Annotated in this window: 26 protein-coding genes and 1 tRNA gene; 21 read left to right on the top strand and 6 right to left on the bottom strand. The window is 44.5% G+C overall.

All coding sequences use genetic code 11. The features are described from left to right. The first annotated feature begins 14 nt into the window (after nt 1–14). Nucleotides 15–611 carry a glycerol-3-phosphate 1-O-acyltransferase PlsY gene (plsY, locus tag LGT40_RS14760; protein WP_226076038.1) on the top strand — a complete coding sequence of 199 codons (597 nt, stop codon included), beginning with the start codon at nt 15–17 and terminating at the stop codon, nt 609–611. On the opposite strand, the gene tsaD is transcribed toward plsY, so the two are convergent. Continuing rightward, entirely contained in the window at nt 603–1619 is a 1017-nt protein-coding gene (gene tsaD / locus LGT40_RS14765; RefSeq protein WP_226076041.1) for a tRNA (adenosine(37)-N6)-threonylcarbamoyltransferase complex transferase subunit TsaD, read from the bottom strand. The genes plsY and tsaD overlap by 9 nt on opposite strands. Before the next feature lie 151 nt (nt 1620–1770). Between tsaD and rpsU the strand changes: the two genes are divergently transcribed. The 5 genes from rpsU (at nt 1771) to LGT40_RS14790 (ending at nt 6285) form a co-directional block, all read left to right on the top strand. Next, on the top strand, nt 1771–1986 hold the full coding sequence (gene rpsU / locus LGT40_RS14770) for a 30S ribosomal protein S21 (RefSeq protein WP_014705573.1): 216 nt from the start codon (nt 1771–1773) through the stop codon (nt 1984–1986). Between the two features lie 23 nt (nt 1987–2009). After that, a complete protein-coding gene (locus LGT40_RS14775) occupies nt 2010–2471 on the top strand; it encodes a GatB/YqeY domain-containing protein (protein ID WP_226076044.1) in 462 nt (153 codons plus the stop codon). Nucleotides 2472–2539: 68 nt separating this feature from the next. Further along, nucleotides 2540–4264 (top strand): DNA primase, encoded by a 1725-nt coding sequence (dnaG, locus tag LGT40_RS14780; RefSeq protein ID WP_226076047.1) that lies wholly within the window; start codon nt 2540–2542, stop codon nt 4262–4264. A 95-nt stretch (nt 4265–4359) separates the two neighbouring features. Further along, entirely contained in the window at nt 4360–6198 is a 1839-nt protein-coding gene (gene rpoD / locus LGT40_RS14785) for an RNA polymerase sigma factor RpoD (protein ID WP_226076050.1), read from the top strand. Between the two features lie 10 nt (nt 6199–6208). After that, nucleotides 6209–6285 (top strand) — tRNA-Ile (locus tag LGT40_RS14790). A 92-nt stretch (nt 6286–6377) separates the two neighbouring features. On the opposite strand, the gene LGT40_RS14795 is transcribed toward LGT40_RS14790, so the two are convergent. After that, nucleotides 6378–6899: an ankyrin repeat domain-containing protein gene (locus LGT40_RS14795; RefSeq protein ID WP_226076053.1), complete on the bottom strand. Its 522-nt coding sequence runs from the start codon at nt 6897–6899 to the stop codon at nt 6378–6380. 166 nt (nt 6900–7065) lie between these two features. Here LGT40_RS14795 and LGT40_RS14800 point away from each other — a divergent pair, with 166 nt between their 5' ends. Continuing rightward, nucleotides 7066–7239, top strand: coding sequence for a YqaE/Pmp3 family membrane protein (locus tag LGT40_RS14800; protein WP_014705602.1), 174 nt, complete (start codon nt 7066–7068; stop codon nt 7237–7239). Between the two features lie 86 nt (nt 7240–7325). Here LGT40_RS14800 and LGT40_RS14805 read toward each other — a convergent pair whose 3' ends face one another. Next, a complete protein-coding gene (locus LGT40_RS14805; RefSeq protein WP_226076063.1) occupies nt 7326–7466 on the bottom strand; it encodes an entericidin A/B family lipoprotein in 141 nt (46 codons plus the stop codon). Nucleotides 7467–7911: 445 nt separating this feature from the next. Between LGT40_RS14805 and LGT40_RS14810 the strand changes: the two genes are divergently transcribed. The 3 genes from LGT40_RS14810 to LGT40_RS14820 are packed head-to-tail and all read left to right on the top strand — an operon-like array spanning nt 7912 to nt 10328. After that, the gene (locus LGT40_RS14810) at nt 7912–8379 is read left to right on the top strand and encodes a FecR domain-containing protein (RefSeq protein WP_226076074.1); all 468 of its coding nucleotides are present in this window, start codon (nt 7912–7914) and stop codon (nt 8377–8379) included. After that, nucleotides 8376–8942: an OmpA family protein gene (locus LGT40_RS14815; protein WP_226076076.1), complete on the top strand. Its 567-nt coding sequence runs from the start codon at nt 8376–8378 to the stop codon at nt 8940–8942. Before LGT40_RS14810 ends, LGT40_RS14815 begins: the two co-directional genes overlap by 4 nt. 15 nt (nt 8943–8957) lie before the next feature. Next, nucleotides 8958–10328, top strand: a complete 1371-nt coding sequence (locus LGT40_RS14820) for a TolC family outer membrane protein (protein ID WP_226076080.1) — start codon at nt 8958–8960, stop codon at nt 10326–10328. 28 nt (nt 10329–10356) lie between these two features. Here LGT40_RS14820 and LGT40_RS14825 read toward each other — a convergent pair whose 3' ends face one another. Then, on the bottom strand, nt 10357–12480 hold the full coding sequence (locus LGT40_RS14825) for a molybdopterin-containing oxidoreductase family protein (RefSeq protein ID WP_226076084.1): 2124 nt from the start codon (nt 12478–12480) through the stop codon (nt 10357–10359). Nucleotides 12481–12930: 450 nt separating this feature from the next. Between LGT40_RS14825 and tpx the strand changes: the two genes are divergently transcribed. The 6 genes from tpx (at nt 12931) to LGT40_RS14855 (ending at nt 18743) form a co-directional block, all read left to right on the top strand. Beyond that, nucleotides 12931–13425 (top strand): thiol peroxidase, encoded by a 495-nt coding sequence (tpx, locus tag LGT40_RS14830; RefSeq protein WP_226076089.1) that lies wholly within the window; start codon nt 12931–12933, stop codon nt 13423–13425. A 128-nt stretch (nt 13426–13553) separates the two neighbouring features. After that, on the top strand, nt 13554–14216 hold the full coding sequence (locus LGT40_RS14835) for a hypothetical protein (protein WP_226076092.1): 663 nt from the start codon (nt 13554–13556) through the stop codon (nt 14214–14216). Nucleotides 14217–14344: 128 nt separating this feature from the next. Beyond that, complete coding sequence (locus LGT40_RS14840) at nt 14345–14809, top strand: (2Fe-2S)-binding protein (RefSeq protein ID WP_226076095.1); 465 nt, start codon at nt 14345–14347, stop codon at nt 14807–14809. Beyond that, a complete protein-coding gene (locus LGT40_RS14845; protein WP_226076097.1) occupies nt 14806–17124 on the top strand; it encodes a xanthine dehydrogenase family protein molybdopterin-binding subunit in 2319 nt (772 codons plus the stop codon). The genes LGT40_RS14840 and LGT40_RS14845 overlap by 4 nt, the downstream gene beginning before the upstream one ends. A gap of 2 nt (nt 17125–17126) precedes the next feature. Then, a complete protein-coding gene (locus tag LGT40_RS14850) occupies nt 17127–18119 on the top strand; it encodes an XdhC family protein (RefSeq protein WP_226076100.1) in 993 nt (330 codons plus the stop codon). Nucleotides 18120–18122: 3 nt separating this feature from the next. Further along, nucleotides 18123–18743: a nucleotidyltransferase family protein gene (locus LGT40_RS14855; RefSeq protein ID WP_226076102.1), complete on the top strand. Its 621-nt coding sequence runs from the start codon at nt 18123–18125 to the stop codon at nt 18741–18743. A 3-nt stretch (nt 18744–18746) separates the two neighbouring features. Here LGT40_RS14855 and LGT40_RS14860 read toward each other — a convergent pair whose 3' ends face one another. Beyond that, entirely contained in the window at nt 18747–19478 is a 732-nt protein-coding gene (locus LGT40_RS14860; RefSeq protein ID WP_226076104.1) for a Crp/Fnr family transcriptional regulator, read from the bottom strand. A 300-nt stretch (nt 19479–19778) separates the two neighbouring features. Next, nucleotides 19779–19943, bottom strand: coding sequence for a DUF1328 domain-containing protein (locus tag LGT40_RS14865; RefSeq protein WP_226076108.1), 165 nt, complete (start codon nt 19941–19943; stop codon nt 19779–19781). A 211-nt stretch (nt 19944–20154) separates the two neighbouring features. Here LGT40_RS14865 and LGT40_RS14870 point away from each other — a divergent pair, with 211 nt between their 5' ends. The 5 genes from LGT40_RS14870 (at nt 20155) to LGT40_RS14890 (ending at nt 21842) form a co-directional block, all read left to right on the top strand. Further along, entirely contained in the window at nt 20155–20340 is a 186-nt protein-coding gene (locus tag LGT40_RS14870; protein ID WP_226076110.1) for a hypothetical protein, read from the top strand. An 86-nt stretch (nt 20341–20426) separates the two neighbouring features. Then, complete coding sequence (locus LGT40_RS14875) at nt 20427–20696, top strand: ElaB/YgaM/YqjD family protein (protein ID WP_226076118.1); 270 nt, start codon at nt 20427–20429, stop codon at nt 20694–20696. 41 nt (nt 20697–20737) lie between these two features. After that, the gene (locus LGT40_RS14880; protein WP_226076121.1) at nt 20738–21172 is read left to right on the top strand and encodes a hypothetical protein; all 435 of its coding nucleotides are present in this window, start codon (nt 20738–20740) and stop codon (nt 21170–21172) included. 77 nt (nt 21173–21249) lie between these two features. Then, entirely contained in the window at nt 21250–21606 is a 357-nt protein-coding gene (locus LGT40_RS14885) for a hypothetical protein (RefSeq protein WP_226076124.1), read from the top strand. Nucleotides 21607–21647: 41 nt separating this feature from the next. After that, nucleotides 21648–21842 (top strand): hypothetical protein, encoded by a 195-nt coding sequence (locus LGT40_RS14890; protein WP_226076127.1) that lies wholly within the window; start codon nt 21648–21650, stop codon nt 21840–21842. The last annotated feature ends 106 nt before the right edge of the window (nt 21843–21948 follow it).

Consider the following 21948-nt stretch of genomic DNA (forward strand, 5'->3'; position numbering starts at 1 on the left):
GGTCGCATCATAACATGCCTGAATTAACTGTCATTGCGCTGCTTGCATTGCTCGGCGCTTATCTCATTGGCTCATTATCGAGCGCAGTAATACTCTGTAAGGTTTCCGGATTACCGGATCCGAGGACTCAGGGGTCGGGAAATCCCGGCGCAACCAACGTTTTGCGGATGGGCAGCAAAAAGCTTGCTGCCTTGGTGCTGTTGATTGATGTTTTAAAAGGCGTCGTACCATTATTAATCGGGCGGATGTTAGGTTTTGATATCACCATTCTGACCTTAATCGCTTTCTTTGCTTTCCTGGGCCATTTATACCCGATCTTTTTTCAGTTTAAAGGCGGTAAAGGGGTCGCGACAGCTTTGGGTGCATTTCTCGCTTTATCACCTATGTTAGCGGGTGCGGCCTTATTAACTTGGATAGTGATCTTTATTCTGAGCCGAATTTCCTCGCTATCAGCCATCACTGCCGCCGCTTTGACACCGGTTTATGCGCTTTGGTTAATTGAAGCACCCATTGCTCGCTGGATGATTTTATTTATTGCCCTTCTCTTGCTTTGGCGGCATCGCAGCAATATTCAACGGCTATTGGCAGGTGAAGAGAAAAAATCAGGTTAATAGCGGCGGCGTTAACTCATCTAACGGCCAACGCGAACGTACATTAAAAGCTGCTTCAGCTTCGAGTGTCATCGCTTGATGACGCATGGCCCCGGCGAAGGCAATCATCGCGCCGTTATCACTGCAGAATTGCAATTGAGGATAATAGACCTGCACTTTGGGTATAGCATCCAAAGCTGAACGCAAAGACTTATTAGCGCTGACGCCACCCGCCACAACCAGGCGCTTATGACCACTTTGTTTTAATGCTCGACGACATTTAATCACTAACGTTTCGACCGCTGCGGTCTGAAATGCCAGCGCAATATCTGCTTTCGCCTGTTCAGTTTGTTCACTGTTATGCCAGGTATTTAACGCAAAAGTTTTTAAACCACTGAAACTAAAATCCAGCCCAGGGCGATTTGTCATCGGCCTTGGAAAGACATGGGCACCCTCATGGCCTTTTTCAGCCAGGGCAGCTAAAGCAGGCCCACCGGGATAACCCAGCCCTAGCATTTTGGCTGTTTTATCAAATGCTTCGCCTACAGCGTCATCAATGGATTCGCCCATTAATGTGTATTGTCCTACTCCCTTAACATCAACCAACAAAGTATGGCCGCCAGAAATCAATAGAGACACAAAAGGAAATGCCGGTGGATTGGTTTCCAATAAAGGTGACAGCAGATGTCCTTCCATATGATTGATTGGCAAGGCTGGAATATTTAACGCCCAGGCCAGACTGCGGCCAATTGCGGCGCCCACCAGTAAAGCGCCTACCAGACCCGGACCAGCCGTATAAGCCACCGCATCAATATCTTTACGTTGCAGACCAGCCTCATCCAAGACCTGTTGCATTAAGGGCAAGGCCTTCTGAATATGATCACGGGATGCCAGTTCCGGCACCACACCACCGTATTCCGCATGCATTGCTATCTGGCTGAAAAGCGTATGAGCTAACAGCCCTTTTTCGGTATCATAGAGGGCAATTCCGGTTTCATCACAGGATGACTCAATTCCTAAAACACGCATAAATATATTCTGACTGGATTATTTAGTGCTGTTTATTATGCCTTGATGAGAGCTTTCTCATCCAACTAATTAGCATTTGGTCTTTTCTTTCCTAAATAGATCTCATACAATTAAGGGCTTTTCCGTCATTGTCTGTTTAGGAATGTATTGAATGCCATCTGTTAAGGTAAAAGAAAACGAACCATTTGACGTAGCTTTACGTCGTTTTAAACGTGCTTGTGAAAAAGCCGGTACTGTTGCTGAAGCTCGCGCTCGCGAAGCTTATGAAAAGCCAACAACCGTTCGTAAACGTGCAGCAGCTGCCGCTGTTAAGCGTCACCAAAAGAAACTGTCTCGTGAAAACGCTAGCCGCGTTCGCATGTACTAATTGCTGATTAGAATCCCATTCTAATGCCTCAAGAAGCCAGTCCACTCAAAGCTCGAATTCAAGATAGCGTAAAAGACGCAATGCGCGCCAAAGACAAAGATCGTCTGGCGACCTTGCGGCAAATTACAGCCGCCATCAAGCAGGTTGAAGTCGATAATCGTCAGGATATGTCAGACGATGACATTATTGTTGTGCTGACCAAAATGACCAAGCAGCGTAAAGACGCTTTATCGCAATTCGAGCAAGCTGGCCGTGATGATTTAGCGATTATCGAAAAAGCTGAGTTGGCCATTATCGAAGAGTTTTTGCCAGCAGCCTTGAGCGAAGCAGAATTGCAGGCAGCGATTGCTGATGCAATTCGAGAAACCGGCGCGAGTAGCCAGAAAGATATGGGTGCAGTGATGAATGTGTTACGTCCTAAAGTTCAAGGACGGGCTGATATGGGCGCAGTGAGCAGCCAAGTTAAGGCCGCACTCAGTTCCTAAGCTAGCCATGCCAGGTCTTTTTTCAGACGTGGTTAACATTCAAGACAGACTTCGGCCATAATTGCATTATGGCCGGACAAATCCCTCCACAGTTTATTGACGAATTGCTCTCACGAGTCGATATCGTTGATATTATTGATGCGCGAGTACCGCTGAAAAAAGCCGGTAAAAATCTGCACGCCTGCTGTCCATTCCACAACGAGAAAACCCCATCTTTTACTGTCAGTCCAGATAAACAGTTTTATCACTGTTTTGGTTGTGGTGCTCACGGTACGGCGATTGGTTTTCTGATGGAATACGACCAGCTCAGCTTTCCTGAATCGATTCAAGAGCTTGCGGACACAGTCGGGATGCAGGTGCCCGTTACGCAACAAGCTGCACTCACCCCCGCCAGACAAAACCTTTACGACCTGATGGATAAAGTCAGTCATTACTACGTACATCAGTTGCAAAACCATCCACAGCGCCAGGCTTTTCAGGATTATATCCAGCAACGTGGTCTTAGCCCGGAAACCGTGGCTGCTTTTGATATTGGTATGGCACCGGATGGCTGGGACAATGTATTACGTACTTTTGGCAATAACCAACAAAGTCAGGACCAGTTGTTTGAAGCCGGAATGTTGATTAAAAACGATAAAGGTCGAACCTATGATCGTTTCCGTGATCGACTAATGTTTCCAATTCGCGATCGTCGGGGCCGCGTTATCGCTTTTGGTGGTCGTGTTATTGATGCCGAGGGTACACCTAAGTATCTGAACTCACCAGAAACCCCCATCTTCCACAAAGGCCAGGAATTGTATGGCTTGTATCAGGCCCGTAAAGCCAATCGTCGACTGGAAAAAATTCTGATCGTTGAAGGATATATGGATGTTATCGCTTTGGCGCAGTTTGGAATTAATAATGCAGTGGCCACATTGGGAACGGCGACAACCTCGGAACATTTACGATTATTAACGCGAAACGCACCAGAAATTGTTTTTTGTTTTGATGGAGATAGAGCGGGTAAAGAGGCAGCATGGCGGGCAGCCGAAAATGCGTTACCCATACTTGGGGGCAATTTTGAATTGAAATTTATGTTTCTACCGGAAGGTCAGGATCCTGACACGATGGTTAGAGAGCAGGGGGCGGAAACATTTCATCAATTAGTTCGGCAGGCCCAGAGTTATTCCGATTTTTTCTTTGCGACATTGCTTTCCCGCGTAGACAGTCAATCGATGGATGGCCGCGCCAGACTGGTAGAAATCGCCAAACCATATCTGCGCCATATTCCTGCTGGATTATATCGAGATATGCTGGAGCAGCAGTTAGCAGATTATGCAAAAACCAATCTGGCAACATTAAACCGGCATTTGGATAAGCCGGCACCAGCACCAAGCGCTAGGAAAGTCAAACAAAATGCGATGGCGAATATGACGCCGGTAAGGATGGCAGTGATGATTCTACTGCAGCACCCGCAATTACATGAAGCTGTTCCAGATACTGCTAATTTACATCAGCTGGATATGCCCGGTTTAGCGATTTTAATTCAGCTACTTGAAACCATGCGTGCGCATCCCCATCTTAAAACAGCACAGCTTTTGGAGCGTTGGCGAGATACCCAACAAGCCCCATACATGGAAAAGCTCGCAATTCAACCTTTGAATTTGTCGCCAGAACAACTGGAGCATGAACTCATTGGAATTGTGAGTCGTCTAAACAAGCAAGCAAGAGATGAACGTTTAACTTATCTGATGAGCAAACCTCTTAGCCAACTGAGTGAGGCAGAAAGAATGGAAGTGAAATCCTTTAAGTAAGTGTTCTGTAATCAAAAATGATGCAATAACGAAGTGCTTTCACTATAATATAGTGTTACCGCCAAAAACAGCGTCACCATGCATAAAGAGGCCGAATGAAAGATCAGCAATCACGCGTTAAAGAACTTATCGCCCTTGGAAAGGAGCGCGGTTATCTCACTTACGGCGAGATCAATGACCACCTTCCAGAAGATTTAGTCGATGCGGATCAGGTCGAAGATATTGTCAGTATGTTCAGCGACCTGGGTATCATGGTTCATGAAGATGGCATGGATACCGATGAGATGGAACGTCTTGCCGAAGCGGTTTCATCCAATGACGAAGTCTCTGATGAAGAAGCCGCAGCTGTCCTGGCAAGTTCCGATGGTGAGTTTGGTCGTACAACCGATCCTGTGCGCATGTACATGCGCGAAATGGGATCAGTTGAGCTATTGACCCGCGAAGGCGAAATAGTCATTGCCAAACGCATTGAAGCTGGTCTGCGCGAAAGCCTGTTAATGCTGTCTACTTATCCACCGGTAATTTCTTCATTCCTTGAATTCTATGATGCAGTTGAAGCAGGCGAAATGCGTCTGAATGAACTGATCCGTGGTTTTGTGGCACCTGAAGAGCTTGTTGCCAGTGATGATGACGATGAAGATATCACCAGCACAACGGATTCTGATGACGCTGACAGCGACGATGATGACGATGATGATGTGGGTGGCGTAAGTGATGATGAAGATGATTCTGGTGAAATTGATCCAGAAGAAGCTCGGGTTCGCTTTACCGCATTACGTGAAGCATACAACAAGGTTCTAGCGACTGAAGGCGAGGCGATGATTGAAGCTCGTGAACAGGCCAGTAACCTGTTTATGGAATTCAAATTAACTCCCAAAACATTACTTTTCTTGAACGATTTGATGGCAGAGACCATCGCGGAAGTTCGTAAACAAGAAAAAATTATTATGGATATCGTGGTCGAGCAGGCGGGTATGAATCGTCGTGACTTTATCGACGCGTTCCAAGGCAATGAAAGCAACCTTGAATGGTCTGATAAGTTCGTTCGAGCTAAAAAACATTATTCATCCACTATCAAGAAAAATCTTGATGACATTTTAGCTGCACAAAGCAAACTGGCCGAAATTGCTGATGACCGTGGTTTGAACATTGCTGATATCAAAGAAATCAGCCGTCAAATGTCGATCGCAGAAGCCAAAGCCCGCCGTGCCAAAAAAGAAATGGTAGAAGCTAACCTGCGTCTGGTTATCTCAATTGCCAAAAAATACACTAACCGTGGTCTGCAATTCCTGGATTTGATTCAGGAAGGCAACATTGGTCTGATGAAAGCGGTAGATAAATTCGAATATCAACGTGGTTACAAGTTCTCTACCTATGCAACATGGTGGATTCGTCAGGCGATTACTCGTTCTATTGCCGACCAGGCTCGTACCATTCGTATACCGGTACATATGATTGAAACCATCAACAAACTCAATCGTGTTGCCCGTCAAATGCTGCAGGAAATGGGCCGTGAACCGACACCTGATGAATTGGCAGAACGTGTCGAAATGCCGGAAGACAAAGTACGTAAAGTACTGAAAATTTCGAAAGAACCAATTTCCATGGAAACGCCAATTGGTGATGATGAAGATTCACATCTGGGTGATTTCGTTGAAGATATCAATGTGATGTCACCAGCAGACTCGGCTATAATTGAAGGCCTGAGAGAAGCCACCCAGGGCGTTCTAAACGGCCTGACCGAACGAGAAGCAAAAGTACTGCGCATGCGTTTTGGTATTGATATGAACACCGACCACACCCTTGAAGAAGTCGGTAAACAGTTTGACGTTACCCGTGAACGTATTCGTCAGATTGAAGCCAAAGCCTTACGTAAACTGCGTCACCCATCACGCTCGGATCAACTGAGAAGCTTCCTCGACTCAGACAGCTGATTACAAAATCGGGCCTATAGCTCAGTTGGTTAGAGCAGGGGACTCATAATCCCTTGGTCCCAGGTTCGAGTCCTGGTGGGCCCACCATACAAAACAAAGCCTCCGCGTATGTTTCATGCGGAGGCTTTTTGTTTATTTATCTCTTGATACCAGCACTCATATGAAGTTCAAGCTAAAACTCAGCGCTCGGACAATAATCTCATACTGTCTTGCGCATTCATTGACTGGGCCAGGCTCATAGCTGTCATACCATCTGCTGTTTTACTGTTGGCATTAGCTCCATACGAAAGCAGTAGAGCCATAATTTCTGTTTGATTGAACATGGCGGCAAACATTAATGGTGTTTTTCCATCAGGTGTTGTGGCGTTGACGTCGGCTCCATGTTCGAGAAGTATTTTGGCGATATGGGTATAGCCTTTAAAAGCAACTCCAGCCAAAGGTGTTTGGTGACGGAGATTGGCTAGTTCAGGATCTGCACCATATTTTAATAAAAGCTGAGTCATCGCTTCCTGGCCATTATAGGCGGCCAACATGAGAAGGCTGTTACCATTGCTGTCCCTGATATTGGGCGCGAGTCCCATTTCCAGAGGTATAATTAATGCATCGATATTACCTTGCCTCACCAATTCAAAGATCTGTTGTGCAAGGGCTAACGTCTCATCATCGAGTGAGGGTTTTTGATTATCTTCAGAATGGTCCACGCATTTTCCTGATTAATTTCATGAATTAAAGATGCATCTATTTGAGTTTAGCGCTAACAGGTAATCAGCCTGTGTTATGGTTAAACACAGGTTAATGTGGACTAATGCCGTCTGTCTATAATTGATCTAAATAAATATTTAACGAACCAAAACAAAGGAACTCAATATGGCTTTTACTGCGACCGATCCCATCAAAATCCTGTTTGCTATTTTACTGCCACCTTTGGGAGTGTTTCTGGAAGTCGGTTTTAAAGGCCATTTTTGGCTAAGTATTTTGCTGACCCTATTGGGATTTATCCCAGGCATTATTCACGCACTGTATGTCATTCTGAAACATTAATATCACCCAACAAAAAAGCCCTGCTAACAGAGAGTTAGCAGGGCTTTTATTTGATTTACCAGGGAGTTAAGCCCAAAAGCCTATCCTTAGTAATTTTTATTCTCTCTAGCAGAGTCTTCAACAGCATCACCTGCTGCTTCCACGTCTTTACCTGCACCTTCCATAGTGTTGCAAGCTGCTAATCCAAAGACAAAAAACAAAGACAAAAATACAGCTGTAATTTTCATGCTAATTCCTTAGTAAATGAGTTTGTAAAAAGATCAAGCGAACCTCAACCTTCAAAATCAGAGTCTGTAGTCGTAATTGCTAAGTAAAATTTATAGCGAATTAAAACTGCTTTTTCTGAGGACCTACATTTTCTTATTGTATTTTTTCTTCACCCAATACTATTTATGCCGATAATTTTGTAAACAGTCAAACGAAAGAAATGATTATCAGACAGGAACGGGGTTAAGGTTTACCAAGAAATTGATTTCAGAACATTTTTACTTTTAGATATGGTCAAGTGGAAAAAAGTATGACAGAGTTCACATTGTAATGGTGTTGGTATTTTCATAATGCATAATCACACGAGCTTTATGATTTATCTACTGTTGAATGTGCTCACTGTAATTAGGTTTAAAAACAAAATTTAATTTCAGCTTTACCAGCTCGAACCAATGGATGGTTGCGATGAATATATCTTTCAAAACGCTTCTTGTTGCTCAATTATTTTGCAGCTTTATATTTGCCTCTACTGGTTATGCTCAAACAGTGGGTATCGTAAAAACATTGAGTGGTAATGTGCAAATAATGCGCGCTGGAGCAACGGTTAATGTAGTCTTGGGGGATAAGCTCTTTAAGGCGGATAAACTACAGACTGAAAGCAATAGCAGTGTGGGTATATTGTTCAACGATGATACCCGTGTCGGAGCGGGTCCTAACACAGCTTTTTCTATTGAAAGCTATCATTTTGATATCAAATCACAACAAGGGCAGGCTGATATCTCAATAACGAACGGAACGCTCGCACTGGTTGGTGGCAAATTAACAGCCAACAATCTTGACGCGGTAAAAGTCCATACACCAACGTCTACGCTGGCGGCGACATGTTCAACCTTATCAGTAAAAGTCGATCCCATTTTTAAAGAAGTGCCATGATGCTGAAAAAACAATTTCAAATTTTAACTGTGCTGCTCATTACGCAGCTTATATCAGGTTGTAGTGGTTATAGCAGTGCTGTGAATTCATTAGGACCAGAAACCCCGACTTCTGAAATGCGGGCGCAAATTGAAGCGCCAGTTGATGTTGCTGAGGGGCAGTCACCTTTCTGTGTCAAACCTGTTGAGGCAGATCCTGAAATGGAACCCGCGATGGCAGCATTACCGCCGGAACCATATCGTGCTCGTCTCTATTTCATCTTTGATACCAGTCAATTTACTGCAGAATCCGAAGTGGCTGCGAAACAGGTGTTTGATGAAATAAAATCCAGACAAATTGCTGAGGCGATTGTTATTGGCCATACTGATACTATGGGCTCTGAACAATACAATATCGGATTGTCAGAACGTCGCGCTGAACGGGTTCGTCAAGAACTTATACGCCGTGGTATTCCAGAGAATATTATTATAACCAAGGGTATGGGCGAATCAGAGTTATTGGTCGATACGGCTGATGAAGTGGTTGAAGAAAAAAATAGACGTGTTGAAATAGACGTTCGCTGACGGAGTGTTAGACAAATGAAAAGTAACTACAAATTATTAGCGCTTTGTGGCTCCATTTTGACCGGCTTAACGACATATCATGCACCGGTGATGGCTCAGAGCCTGGTTCAAGCCGTCGAGCAAACGATTCAAAGTAATCCCGAAATCCTTGCAGAAGCTAATCGTCGGCTAAGTGTCGATAAAACCATTGATCAGGCTCGTGCCGGATATGCGCCAACAGTGGACCTCAATCTGGGCTACGGACGCGAATATACTAAAAATCCGGCGACTCGCCCTGGCAGTGAAACACTGACTCGAGGCGAGGCAAGCATCACAGCCAAGCAGATGCTTTATGATGGATTTTATACAAAGAGTGAAGTAGACCGTACAACAGCATCTTCCGAGTCTGCCGGCTATGCCGTGACAGATATTTCGGAGCGTACCAGCTTGCAGGCTATCGGTGCCTATCTGGATGTATTACGCCGGCAGGATCTGTTGGAACTGACACGGGTCAATCTGCAATCGCATGAAACGATTTTTTCACAAATCGAACAACGCTCCGAAAGCGGAGTTGGTCGGCGAGCAGATGTTGACCAGGCACAGGCACGTTTGGCGTTATCGAAATCCAATCTTGAGTCACAGCTTGGCAATGTTGAAGATGCCAGAACCGATTTCCAACGGGTAGTTGGCTCCATGCCTGAAAATATCACTAATCCCGGTGATGATTGCTGTAACAACGCCCCCGCCACAGTAGAAGATGCGATTAAAATCGCTTACAACCAACATCCAACCTTGCGCACAGCCTTGGCAAACCATGAAGCATCGTTGGCCCAGGAAAATTCCGCAAAAGCGGCATTTCATCCTCGTGTTGATTTGGATTTAGGTGCCTCAGCAAATAATAATCTTGATGGTGAGCCGGGCCAGGACAAAGGTCTCTATGCGATGTTTCGCCTGCAATATAACTTATTAAATGGTGGAGCGGATAAGGCACGGGTTGAACAAATTGAGTTCTTGAGTGAGCAGCAAAAAGAGCTGATTAATCACGCAAAACGCGAAATTGAACTGGATGTTCGGTTGGCCTGGAATGCTCTGGAAAATGCCGAACGGCGGTTGCCGGGTTTACAACAACGTGTTGAAGCAGCAGAAAAAACTCGTGAGGCATATGCCGCTCAATTTCGTGTAGGGCAGCGCACGTTGCTGGATTTGCTGGACAGTGAAAATGAATTGCTCAGTGCTGGTATTGCCTATACTGATGTTTACTATGACCGGATATATGCGTGTTATTGGTTAATGCAAGCCATGGGTAAATTGCTGGAGACCATGGCGATTGAGCAACGTGAAGAGGCATTGACGGTAGCCAAGCAGGAAAACAAATCAGACGCTGAGGAGAACACGGATATCCAGTAGCAGGATATCCGCTTTTAGTCCCTCTAGCTTAGCGACACAGCTCCACTTGAACCAGATTATCAGTAAAAGTCGGGGCATGACCCATATCAACAAACTCTGCTGAACTGACACAATTTACGGTGCCATTATTACGTTGACGCCAATATCCCAAAGTCGCGACAACGATACCCGGGGAGACATCTTCAGTAATTTGCGCTTTGGCATCGAACCCACCACGGTCATTAAATACTCGAACAGCATCACCTTGCTGGATCTGCCTTACATCGGCATCAGCAGCACTTATCATCACAAATTGCTCGCCCTGGGCTTTGAGTTTGTTATCCATATTGGCGTAACAAGAGTTCAAAAAACCATGGCTTTTCGGTGAAATAATATTGAGTGGGAAGCGTTTAGCCAGCTCAGGGTTAGTCTGTGGTGTCTCTCTGGAAGCCACATAGTCAGGCAGGCTATCCAGCGCTTCACCAGGCTGAAAGCCATCATACATTTGTCTGAACGGACCAGCGACAAAGTTTGTTGCATCATCAATTCGGAAATGACACTTACCAGTTGCGGTTGGAAATTGACCATTTTTATGGGGAGCTCGATTATCGCGAGTACCGACGTTAAGCCGTGCATAACCGTGTTCCCGAAGATATGCTAGATCAATGCCTTCACATGCTGGTGAGTCCCAGTCCACATAGTTTTCCAGGCATTCACTATCAGTCCATTTGAAATTTTCTTCTTCATAGCCCATTTTGGCGGCAAGCCGGCGAAAAATTTCGTTATTGGGGATGGCTTCCCCTGGGGATTCAACACATTTTTCGTTATAAGTAAGGTAGAGATGTCCCCAGGACAACACCATATCTTCCATTTCCGCGCCCATCGATGCTGGCAGAACAATATCAGCAAACGAAGCGGTATCTGACAGGAAATGTTCTGCCGAAACCAAAAACAGATCTTCTCGCATCAGACCCGCGACTATTTTGTCGGTTTCAGCCGCTTGGGTGACAGGGTTGGCATTCCAGCACATCATAGATTTGATGGGAATATCCAAATCCATTTCATTAGTTAAGGCGCGGCCGATTTGAATGGCATTAATAACACGCGTGCCTTCTGGAATTAAATCCGGTCGACAAATAACATCAAACTTGTAAGGGTGCTCCCACACCGGAAACTGTAATGCACCTCCGCCAACATGGCGCCATGCGCCGACCAATGCAGGTAAGCAGCTAATCGCTCGGATAGCCTGGCCACCGCCATAGTTACGTTCCAATGCTACGCCAAGCCGGATGGCAGCAGGCTGAGTCATCGCAAATTCGCGTGCCAGCATGCGAATATCGTGAGCGCTTACTCCGGTTATTTCCTCTGCCCACTCAGGAGTTCTTTGTTTTGCTCTTTCTGCTAAGTCGGCATACCCCACGGTATAGCTGTCGACATAATCCTGATCTACCAGACCTTCTTCTATAATGGTATGCATCATTGCCATGGCGAGGGCACCATCAGTGCCTGGGCGGGGGGCGATGTGCCAGTCTGCCTCTTTAGCCGTTTTCGATTTGTAAGGATCTATCACAACAACCTTAGCACCACGCTTCTGAGCATCTTTCACAATATGCCAGTGGTGGAGATTGGTGCTGACAGAGTTGCAACCCCAAATAATGATGTACTTGGAGTGGATAAAGCTTTCTGGATCCACGCCTGCTGTCGGCCCCACCGTTAACAGCCAGGCAGTACAGGATCCTTCACCACAGAATGTACGTTCGCAAACGGTAGCCCCCATTTTGTTAAAGAAGGCATCACCGCCATTTAAACCATGAACTAATCCTTGGTTTCCGAGATAACTGTAGGGAATAATGGCTTGAGGACCATACTCTTCAATAATCGCTTTCCAGCGATCAGTGATTTCTGTAAGTGCTTCATCCCAGCTGATGGGCTCAAATTGTCCACTGCCTTTGGGACCCACTCGGCGAAGCGGATGCAGAACCCGTTCGGGATGATAATGCCTTTTTTCGTAGTCTTTGAGTTTGACGCACAAACCGCCTCGGGTCATCGGATGGTCTGGATTACCGCGAACAGAAATTAATTGACCGTTTTCGACTTCATACACCATCGAACAGGTATCAGGGCAGTCATGTGGACAGCCGCCGTGGTGGGTGGTTTTCATAAAACTGGCCATGGTAATTTGCCTCCTGACATCGACATCAATAATTTTTGACTATACACCACTCGGTCACGGGAATTTTGCCCGCTATTTGTGCGATTAACCTGAGCATACACCCTATTGTTTATATTGAAAATTTAAACATTTTCTGGGAGTCGAATAGGACCCGATGTGAACCATATTGTTGTGTTACGGCCAACGCTTAAACCAGATTATCGACTGTAATGTCTGATCAATGAGATTCGCGGGCATAAAGAGGATAAGACATAAAATTATTAACAAAGGTTAAAGACAGTCAGACGTTATCCGTCTACGCTGAAATTGATAAAAGAACGCCAGACCTAAACGTGCTTTAGCTCGATTTCAGTATGTTAGGATTTCTCGGTAGTATCAGTCTGCATTTGACTTATTACCGCTTGGGTGTAGGCTCGCTAATCTATTTAATAATCAGTAAGGAGCAATATTATGGCAACCGTCACGTTGAAAGGTAATCCATTTGAAACGGTGGGAAATTTGCCAAAAGTGGGTGACAAAGCACCGGACTTTTCGGTGGTAAAAGATGACTTATCCGATTTGAAATTGAGTGACATAAAGGGTCGTGTTGTATTAAATATTTTTCCATCAATTGATACCGACACCTGTGCCATGTCTGTTCGCCAGTTTAATCAAAAAGCAACAGCGCTTGATAACACCACTGTCGTTTGCATTTCAAAAGATCTTCCCTTTGCTTTAGCTCGTTTTTGTGGCGCTGAGGGATTGCACAAGGTTGAAGTCGGCTCAGCCTTTCGCTCTAGTTTTGGTGAAGATTACGGTGTGACAGTAAAAACCGGTCCGTTAAAAGGTCTGTTATCGCGTGCCGTAGTGGTGATTGATGAGAATGGTAAGGTGATTTATACCGAACAAGTGGCTGAAACAGCTGATGAACCAAATTATGAAGCAGCATTAAAAGTTTTAAATTAAGCGAACCAGCTCCCTTGATAAACAAAGTCCCGGCAGTTTTCTCCGGGACTTTTACAGCTAATGAAGCAAAAGTAGAACATTTTTTGTCTAGATAATGGATAAGTTCACTCAGACGATGAATGGATGATATGGATACGTTAGATCAGCTTTTTGCATCAGTCGCCGTGATAGCGGAGTTTCATCCGAAGTTGAAGGCGATCCGTTTTTGGCAAGATAGCAAAACTCTGCAATATCATTCAGCCGTCATTTTTTATGAGAGAACCTTGGCACCGCGTGAAGAGTTGGAAGCAGATATTGCCAACATTGCTACGCAATTAGCTTCAGCCGCCCTGCCTGATTATCATGCTTTTTGTCTGGATCTTGAGCACTTGTTTAATGGTGCTCAACCTTCGGGGCCGATAAAACAACTCACTGAAGTGGACTGGCGAACCTTCCGTAAGATTTCAGCTTATGCTCAGTACTGGAAGCAACGTAATCCTCTTGAAGTGAATAAATTAATTACATTTGTTATGGCGGTGCCAGTTTTCAGCCGGCTGGCAGGTCAGTTGATTGTGCAAAATCATAGCGTCACCCAAAAACAGATTATTGAACAAATAACTCAACAACAGAGTTCGTTTATCATGGGTGGAAAGCGTTTTCGAGAACTTTTCCGTCAGGAAATTGATACCGCCTATAACGAAGCCAAGCTTTTAGTCTCAACCTACCGGGGCACCAAAACTGAAGGTGCTGCCCGTATTGTGAACGGCATGGTTGATTCAATTGTGAATAAATCTTGGTGCAAGTTAGAATAAATGTTTTGGTCATTTTTTCTAAAATGACATTATCCTTAATCAAACAATAATCTTTAGCTGATAGTATCGTTACTTATACAAAGACCGATGTAGGTCTTCCAGTTTTAGATCACAACAGGAAATTCACCATGAAATTATCGATCAATGGCGAAAGTCATGAAGTCAATTTGCCTGAAGAAATGCCGATTCTCTGGACACTACGAGATGTGTTGGGAATGACGGGAACTAAATTTGGTTGTGGGAAGGCACTGTGTGGGGCGTGTACAGTCATGCTTGACGGTCAGCCTATTCGATCATGTTCCACTCCCATCAGCGCTGCAAAAGGCAAACAGATCACCACCATAGAAGCGGTAAGTGAAGATAAAATTGGCCGAGCAATTCAACAGGCCTGGGTTGAGCTGGGCGTACCGCAATGTGGTTATTGTCAGCCAGGGCAAGTGGTCTCTGCAACGGCTTTATTACGTGATAATGCTAACCCGACTGACACAGATATAGATAACGCAATGAGTGGCAATATCTGTCGATGTGGAACCTATAACCGTATCCGTGATGCTATCAAACTGGCGGCTACAAACAGTGGGGGTAAACAATGAATAAACCACTCAAAAATGAAAGTCTGCAAACTGAAATTACTAATATCAGCCGTCGCAATCTGCTCAAAGGTTTTGCCTTAACGGGTTTAGTATTAGCCGTGGGCATGCCATTTACCGGATTTGCAGAAGATGAAGAAGCGCCAAAATATGGACGGGATGCCATGCCACATGGATGGGTGGATAATCCATTGGTCTTTGTGGCTATTGCAGAAGATGGCAGTGTAACCATTGTCAGCCACCGTTCTGAAATGGGGCAGGGGGTACGGACCAGTCTACCAATGGCCGTTGCCGATGAACTTGAAGCTGACTGGGATAAAGTCAAGGTGGTTCAGGCTCCGGGTGATGAAGAACGTTATGGTAACCAGGATACGGATGGCTCTCGCAGTGTAAGACATTTCTTTATGCCGATGCGTAATGTCGGCGCCGCGGCCAGAATGATGCTGGAAGCGGCTGCCGCAGCCCACTGGGGTGTTGCTGTTGAGGAAGTCTTTGCTGAAAACCATCAAATCAAACATCGGTCTTCGGGCAAGGTATTGGGATACGGTGAGTTGGCAAAAGCCGCCGCAGCACTGGATGTGCCTCAACGAGAAAATTTACGGTTAAAAACCCCTGATCAGTTCCGTTATATTGGTAAGCAATCTACGAAATTGATTGATGGTGAGGATATCGTTACCGGTAAGGCTGTTTACGGTATTGATGTGCAAGTCGACGGTATGTTGCATGCCGTGATTGCTCGTCCTCCTGTATATGGTGGCAAAGTAAAATCATTTGATGACTCAGAAGCTCTGAAAGTCCCTGGTGTTATTAAAGTTGTGACATTGAAAGGAAGTCCGCCCCCGGCTGTTTTTAATCCTTTAGGGGGCGTTGCTGTTATCGCTGAAAACACCTGGGCAGCTATGCAAGGGCGTGAAAAGCTGAAGATCGAGTGGGACCATGGCGAAAATGCCAGCTACAACACCGAAGAATACCGACAGCAAATGATTGAAGATGCTTCAACTGCTGGCGGGAAAGTCTTGCGTAGCACTGGTGATGTCACAAAAGCCATGGAAACCGCGGATAAGACCTTTAAAGCAGACTACTACATTCCCCACTTGTCTCAGGCACCGATGGAACCTCCCGTTGCAACTGCGCGTATTCAGGATGGTAAATGTGAAGTCTGGGCACCTACTCAGGCACCACAAGCCAGTAGAGACACAGTGGCTAAATGGCTGGAAATGTCTCCAGAAGATGTCACGGTTCATGTCACTTTACTGGGCGGTGGATTTGGTCGTAAATCCAAACCGGATTATCTGGTCGAAGCAGCTTTACTTTCCAAAGCAATTGATGGCCGTCCCGTTCAGGTGACCTGGTCCCGAGAAGACGACATACATAATGGCTATTTACATACGGTGTCGATCGAGCATCTTGAAGCCGCAGTAAATACCGATGGAAAAACTACGGCTTGGTTGCATCGTACGGTGGCTCCGTCGATATCGTCTACTTTTGATGCTTCTTCAGTGCATCAAATGCCGATTGAGTTAGGAATGGGTGTAATGAATATCCCGTTTGCTATCGAAAATATTCAAATAGAAAATCCTGAAGCCAAAGCTCATACCCGTATTGGCTGGTTCCGGTCGGTGGCAAATATTCCGCGAGCTTTTGCCATCCAGTCATTTATTGCTGAAATGGCACATGAAGTTGGACAGGAACATAAAGCGTTTTTGCTCGATCTGATTGGACCTGCCAGAAAAATTGATCCTATCGATTTAAATGATGAATGGAATTATGGTGAGTCACCTGAAAAATATCCGCTAGACACAGGCAGATTACGTCGAGTAGTTGAAACAGTATGTGAAAAAGCCAATTGGGGCCGTGACTTACCGGCTGGTCGAGGACTCGGTCTGGCAACCCATTACAGTTTCGTAAGCTATACCGCAGCCATAGTAGAGGTTGAGGTGTCGGAAGACGGTGAACTGACTATCCCGAGAATGGATATCGCAGTTGATTGTGGGCCACAGGTAAACCCTGAACGTATTCGTTCACAGATGGAAGGTGCCTGCATTATGGGGGTCAGTCTGGCGACAGTAGGTGAAATCAGTTTTAAAGATGGTGCTGTTGAGCAGGATAACTTTGATACCTATCAAGTGACAAGAATGAATGGAGCACCACGCGAAATTCATGTGCATCTGCTACCAGCAGATGATTTTAATACGCCGTTAGGCGGCATAGGTGAACCAGGATTACCTCCGATTGCTCCGGCACTATGCAATGCTATTTTTGCAGCTACCGGAAAGCGGATACGTAATTTGCCCATTCGTTATCAACTGGAAAGTTGATTATGGATAGTGTCGATCTGTCGGTCTTCAAAACATTGGAAAAATGGTTGGAAGCGGATCTGACGGTATGGCTGGTGACTGTGGTGAAAACTTTCGGCTCCAGCCCTCGACAGCCCGGAGCCATGCTGGTTTTACGCGATGACGGGGTTTTAGTTGGTTCGGTGTCTGGCGGATGTATTGAAGATGATCTGGCAGACAAAGCCCGGTCTGGTGAACTTTCAACGGCCCGAGCTGTATTAAAAGTTTATGGCATGACCCAGGAGGAAGCCCAGCGTTTTAATTTGCCCTGTGGCGGTACATTGGAGCTGGTGATTGAACCCGTCAAGTCACTCGAATGGGTGAGCGAAATACGCAACGCGATAAATAGTCATCGTTTGATTAAACGGGAATTAAATCTGGCCTCACTGCAAAGTCATTGTAGTGATGCCAGATCAACCGATATACCAATACAATTCACCGAGCAGCACCTGTCAATTGTCTACGGCCCTAGATGGCGAATATTAATAATCGGGGCAGGACAGACCTCCGTTTACTTGGCGGATATGGCCAAGGCACTTGATTATCAAGTGACGGTTTGTGAACCTCGGGATGCCATGCGTGCAAGCTGGGAGATTAAAGAGGTAACACTGCTCAATATGATGCCCGATGATGCTGTAATGGCAATGCAACCTGATGCTCATACAGCGATTATTGCTTTAACTCATGATCCTAAACTGGATGATATGGCTTTATTGGAAGGGTTAAAATCAGCTGCTTTTTACGTTGGTGCATTAGGAAGTCAAAAGAATAATGCTAATCGGCGTAAACGTTTGGCGATGTTTGATTTATTAACTATGGAAATAGAACGTTTGCACGGTCCGGTAGGATTATCCATTGGTAGCCGAACTCCCCCCGAAATTGCTATTGCGATATTAGCAGAGCTCATTGAACTGCGACGTAATGGCATTGCCAATAAAAACAGCATTAAGGCTGAAATTCCATTAGTTTGTAGTTGAACGATGCATAACACGGGCTCTGTTGCTGCCATTATTCTGGCTGCCGGCAAATCAGCACGATTTGGTGCAGATAAATTATTATTTGAGTTCAACCACGCTGGTGTTCGGCAGCCACTTATTCTCCATACCTTACTACCATGGTTTGCCGTATTCGATGAATTATCAGTGGTGATTGCTGAGAATAAGATTTTATTACACGAGACGATTTTAAATTTTGCAGAATTACATCATAAAAAAATCAGTGTGATTGAATGTAAAAGTGCTGAATTGGGGATGGGGCACAGCCTGAAGGCTGCTATTGAAGTTCAGCAAGAGGCAAAAGGATGGGTGGTCGGCTTAGCGGATATGCCCTTTATTCCAGTTAAAGTGTTGAAGCAGATTAGTCAAAACATAAAACTGGGCGCCGACATAACGGCGCCCTATTGTGATGATAAGCGTGGTCATCCAGTAGGATTGAGTTATCGTTATAAAGATGAGTTAATGGCTCTGAAAGGGGATTCCGGTGCCAAAAAAATACTTTTGCGAGATGCTGAAAAAATTCAAAAAATCAATATTGAGCACCACGGTATTTTAGTTGATATTGATTATGTTGAGGATTTGGCCGTGATTGAAAAGTTTAATTAAGCCTTAGTCTTGTCTGGCCCAGTTAGAGTGGCTGTCGAGATAATTTCGATCAAATCCGGATATTTCGATTAAACCTTCCAGATCCAGGATACGAATATCCCCATTGCAGGATTCGAGTAAACCTTCATCTCGTAACACTTTAAACGTGCGACTGACATGCACCGAGGACAAGCTTAAGGTGTCCCCGATAATCGTTTGATTCATCGGCAACTGAAAATGATCAGCATCCACATTCAGTCTGACTTTCATTTCAACAATAAAGTGAGCCAGGCGCTCTACCGCAGTACGACGACCAATGTTGATAACCCGTTCGATCAACATGGATTGTTCACGAGCAAGTATCAGGAAAAATAAATCCGTTAGACGTGGGGCCTGGTCAAAAATCTCTGTTAAGCGCTGGCGTGGAAACGGACAGGCTTTTACTTCTGTTAGTGTACGAAACTCGGAAAGATTTCGATCAAAACTGATTTCTCGCAGTCCCAGAATCTGTCCCGGCAGAAAAATATCCAGTACTTGACGCTGCCCATCAGCAAGCGTTCGTGTCGCACATGCCCAACCTGACTGGAGAGTGAAAAAGCGTTCGGCTTTTCCCCCTTCAATAGCCATAGGCTGATCCGCTGCGTATTCCCGAGGATCTTTTTCCAATGCCTTTAATAAGTTGATTTCATGTTCATTTAGATCTGCAAATTTCAGAAACTGGTGAACAATACAACTATCAGGCAAAGATGAACTCATAAGCTTCCCTCATGTATAAGAAGAAATCGTGATGGAAAATATACCCTTGAAAAATACTAAGTCAATCGAAATATATAGTGAGATGACCCCCCAAAAAAAAGACACCACCCGAGGAGCAGGTAGTGTCAAAAGATACCATTCATGTGATTAATCAGTGTTGCTGATCAATAACAAAAATGGTTGGGGTGACTTATATTTCATTTCGTTCGAGGACCAATAAGTCAATAAAGGTTTATAAGCTAACTAATTTCTTGTAATTGTTGATTTAAAATTTTTAGAAAAAAAGACAATTTAAATTAATCAGAGAGGTGGTCTACGCCCGGTAATAAAAAATATCAAGGCGAGGACTAGGCCCACTACAAATAGAATCCAAGCAATACTGCTCGCTGTGCCAGCAACACCTGACAATCCTAATGCACCCGCGATTATCGCGATAATCAGAAATGTTAACGCCCAACTAATCATGGTATATCCTTGTTAAAGTTGATGGAAGTTATACCTTATGGCGATTGTAAAAAAAGCTCCTTAACACAGGTTAAAGCAAAATTTAAGTCAAAAAGATACGTTGGGAGTACACTTGAAAAGGTGCCGTAATAAATGTTTCACTTAAGTGTGTTATTAATACATTGATGGCATTTACACATCCATATTTATTTTTTTAATGAGGTAATTGATTATGTTGAACAATACTGATTCAAATCCATTTCGCCTTCTATGCAAAATTTTACTTATGACTTTTGTCTTATCAAGTGTCGGTTTTATTACGGCGTGTGAAAATCAAGGCCCCGCTGAAGAAGCAGGCGAAGCTGTTGATGAAAGTGCTGAAGAAGCTGGTGATGCTATGGAAGAAGCTACAGATTAAAAATTGAAGTAATCAGCTTAACCAAGTTGTCACATTCATTGCTGCCCTTACATTGAGCAGATAACTTTATACAAGGAGATTGTTAAATGGCAACAGCTCAAACTAATCAAGAACTCCAAGAGCAATTGGATACATTGCGTAAAGATTTCGCAGAAGTGACCAAAACATTAAGAGAAATGACCACTGCTTATGCGAAAGAAAGCCAGGATCGTGTCAAAGTGGCTGCAAGTCACGCACAGGATCAAGTAAAAGAATCTTTTAGCAAGGTTCAAGGCGAAGTGGAAAGCCATCCTTACAGCAGCATGGCCGTTGCTTTCGGTATCGGTTTAGTGATTGGTAAAATTCTTGATCGCTAAGTTGAACTGGGTTTGTATATGGAAATAAGTAGGAGATAAACATGGGCTGGCGTTCAAGAGTACAAATTAATACCGTAGCATTAACCATTGCGACGCTGCTGGGCTTATTTGCGCTCGGGTTTGCTGGCTTTGCTGTTTATCTGGCATTGTTGGTTCATTATCCACCGAATATTGCTGCCGTTATGACGGCAGCAGGATATGTCTTGGCAGCAATTTTAGTGATGCTCATAGCAAAATTTGCTGTATATCGAACTAAAGTTGCTTCTCCGGGTTTGGACCGCTCAAGCACTCTAGATGCAGATGATTTAGAAAATGTTCTGCAATCTGTGATTACGCCGGCAATAACCAAAATGATACATCAGCATCCTGGTAAATCAGTCATGGCTACTTTACTAGCCGGATTGGTTGTCGGTTACAATGATGAGTCACGTAATGCCGTAAAAAATGTTTTAAAACGTTTGTTCGAAGAAAAATAATGTGACTAACTCCCGGTATTATTGCCGGGAGTTAAATCACATTAGCATTCAGTTCATTGACATCAGGCAGGTGTGCTGTGGGAAAAAAACTGAATCGTACCGCTGGAAAATTGCGGATTGAAGCTTTACAAAATCAGCGAAAAGAACGGATCGTGAAAGCAGGACTTTTGCTAGAGCGATGGGGACAGCAGGAGAGGGTACCTGTAATCGGTGATGTGGAGTCAAACGAGACTGATTCAGAATTTATTGAAGATCAAATGACTGCTGAAGTGGTGAGTTCGTTGACGGCAAATCAAAAGCATATCGTCAGCCAGCATTGGTCTCAGGGGCATTCTGCAGCGGAAATCGCTGAAATGGCCAATCAACCAAGAAATGAAATAAGGCAGACCCTGGCATTTGTTATCGAACAAGTCGCCGATAAAGTTTTGAAATAAACTACCGATATATAAATAGATCAAAGAAATTAAGGAGCTGAATGATGGAAACCACAAATGTTGCTGCAATGGCAACCCAGTTGTCGGTTCAACAATCTGCTCAGCAACAAATGGTTGCTACGCTTAAATTGACCAATGATCAAATTGAGGCACAAGGACAGGCAGTATTGAAATTACTGGAGGCCGTTCCAATGCCACAAGGTAATTTGGGTAATCTGATCAATGTGAAAGTCTGAAGATAATTTAACGCAATACAGAACAAATTAACTAAAACCACCCCAGCATTTTGCTTGGGTGGTTTTTTAATACCTGAAAAACACGTAAGCTTTGACATGGCCTTTA

This window comes from Methylophaga pinxianii, assembly GCF_020447225.1.
Taxonomy (GTDB): domain Bacteria; phylum Pseudomonadota; class Gammaproteobacteria; order Nitrosococcales; family Methylophagaceae; genus Methylophaga; species Methylophaga pinxianii.

Excerpts from the sequence above, each read along its gene's own strand:
- plsY (WP_226076038.1), top strand. The coding sequence starts at position 15 with ATGCCTGAATTAACTGTCATTGCGCTGCTTGCATTGCTCGGCGCTTAT.
- tsaD (WP_226076041.1), bottom strand. The coding sequence starts at position 1,619 with ATGCGTGTTTTAGGAATTGAGTCATCCTGTGATGAAACCGGAATTGCC.
- rpsU (WP_014705573.1), top strand. The coding sequence starts at position 1,771 with ATGCCATCTGTTAAGGTAAAAGAAAACGAACCATTTGACGTAGCTTTA.
- LGT40_RS14775 (WP_226076044.1), top strand. The coding sequence starts at position 2,010 with ATGCCTCAAGAAGCCAGTCCACTCAAAGCTCGAATTCAAGATAGCGTA.
- dnaG (WP_226076047.1), top strand. The coding sequence starts at position 2,540 with ATGGCCGGACAAATCCCTCCACAGTTTATTGACGAATTGCTCTCACGA.
- rpoD (WP_226076050.1), top strand. The coding sequence starts at position 4,360 with ATGAAAGATCAGCAATCACGCGTTAAAGAACTTATCGCCCTTGGAAAG.
- LGT40_RS14800 (WP_014705602.1), top strand. The coding sequence starts at position 7,066 with ATGGCTTTTACTGCGACCGATCCCATCAAAATCCTGTTTGCTATTTTA.
- LGT40_RS14805 (WP_226076063.1), bottom strand. The coding sequence starts at position 7,466 with ATGAAAATTACAGCTGTATTTTTGTCTTTGTTTTTTGTCTTTGGATTA.
- LGT40_RS14810 (WP_226076074.1), top strand. The coding sequence starts at position 7,912 with ATGAATATATCTTTCAAAACGCTTCTTGTTGCTCAATTATTTTGCAGC.
- LGT40_RS14815 (WP_226076076.1), top strand. The coding sequence starts at position 8,376 with ATGATGCTGAAAAAACAATTTCAAATTTTAACTGTGCTGCTCATTACG.
- LGT40_RS14820 (WP_226076080.1), top strand. The coding sequence starts at position 8,958 with ATGAAAAGTAACTACAAATTATTAGCGCTTTGTGGCTCCATTTTGACC.
- LGT40_RS14825 (WP_226076084.1), bottom strand. The coding sequence starts at position 12,480 with ATGGCCAGTTTTATGAAAACCACCCACCACGGCGGCTGTCCACATGAC.
- tpx (WP_226076089.1), top strand. The coding sequence starts at position 12,931 with ATGGCAACCGTCACGTTGAAAGGTAATCCATTTGAAACGGTGGGAAAT.
- LGT40_RS14835 (WP_226076092.1), top strand. The coding sequence starts at position 13,554 with ATGGATACGTTAGATCAGCTTTTTGCATCAGTCGCCGTGATAGCGGAG.
- LGT40_RS14840 (WP_226076095.1), top strand. The coding sequence starts at position 14,345 with ATGAAATTATCGATCAATGGCGAAAGTCATGAAGTCAATTTGCCTGAA.
- LGT40_RS14845 (WP_226076097.1), top strand. The coding sequence starts at position 14,806 with ATGAATAAACCACTCAAAAATGAAAGTCTGCAAACTGAAATTACTAAT.
- LGT40_RS14850 (WP_226076100.1), top strand. The coding sequence starts at position 17,127 with ATGGATAGTGTCGATCTGTCGGTCTTCAAAACATTGGAAAAATGGTTG.
- LGT40_RS14855 (WP_226076102.1), top strand. The coding sequence starts at position 18,123 with ATGCATAACACGGGCTCTGTTGCTGCCATTATTCTGGCTGCCGGCAAA.
- LGT40_RS14860 (WP_226076104.1), bottom strand. The coding sequence starts at position 19,478 with ATGAGTTCATCTTTGCCTGATAGTTGTATTGTTCACCAGTTTCTGAAA.
- LGT40_RS14865 (WP_226076108.1), bottom strand. The coding sequence starts at position 19,943 with ATGATTAGTTGGGCGTTAACATTTCTGATTATCGCGATAATCGCGGGT.
- LGT40_RS14870 (WP_226076110.1), top strand. The coding sequence starts at position 20,155 with ATGTTGAACAATACTGATTCAAATCCATTTCGCCTTCTATGCAAAATT.
- LGT40_RS14875 (WP_226076118.1), top strand. The coding sequence starts at position 20,427 with ATGGCAACAGCTCAAACTAATCAAGAACTCCAAGAGCAATTGGATACA.
- LGT40_RS14880 (WP_226076121.1), top strand. The coding sequence starts at position 20,738 with ATGGGCTGGCGTTCAAGAGTACAAATTAATACCGTAGCATTAACCATT.
- LGT40_RS14890 (WP_226076127.1), top strand. The coding sequence starts at position 21,648 with ATGATGGAAACCACAAATGTTGCTGCAATGGCAACCCAGTTGTCGGTT.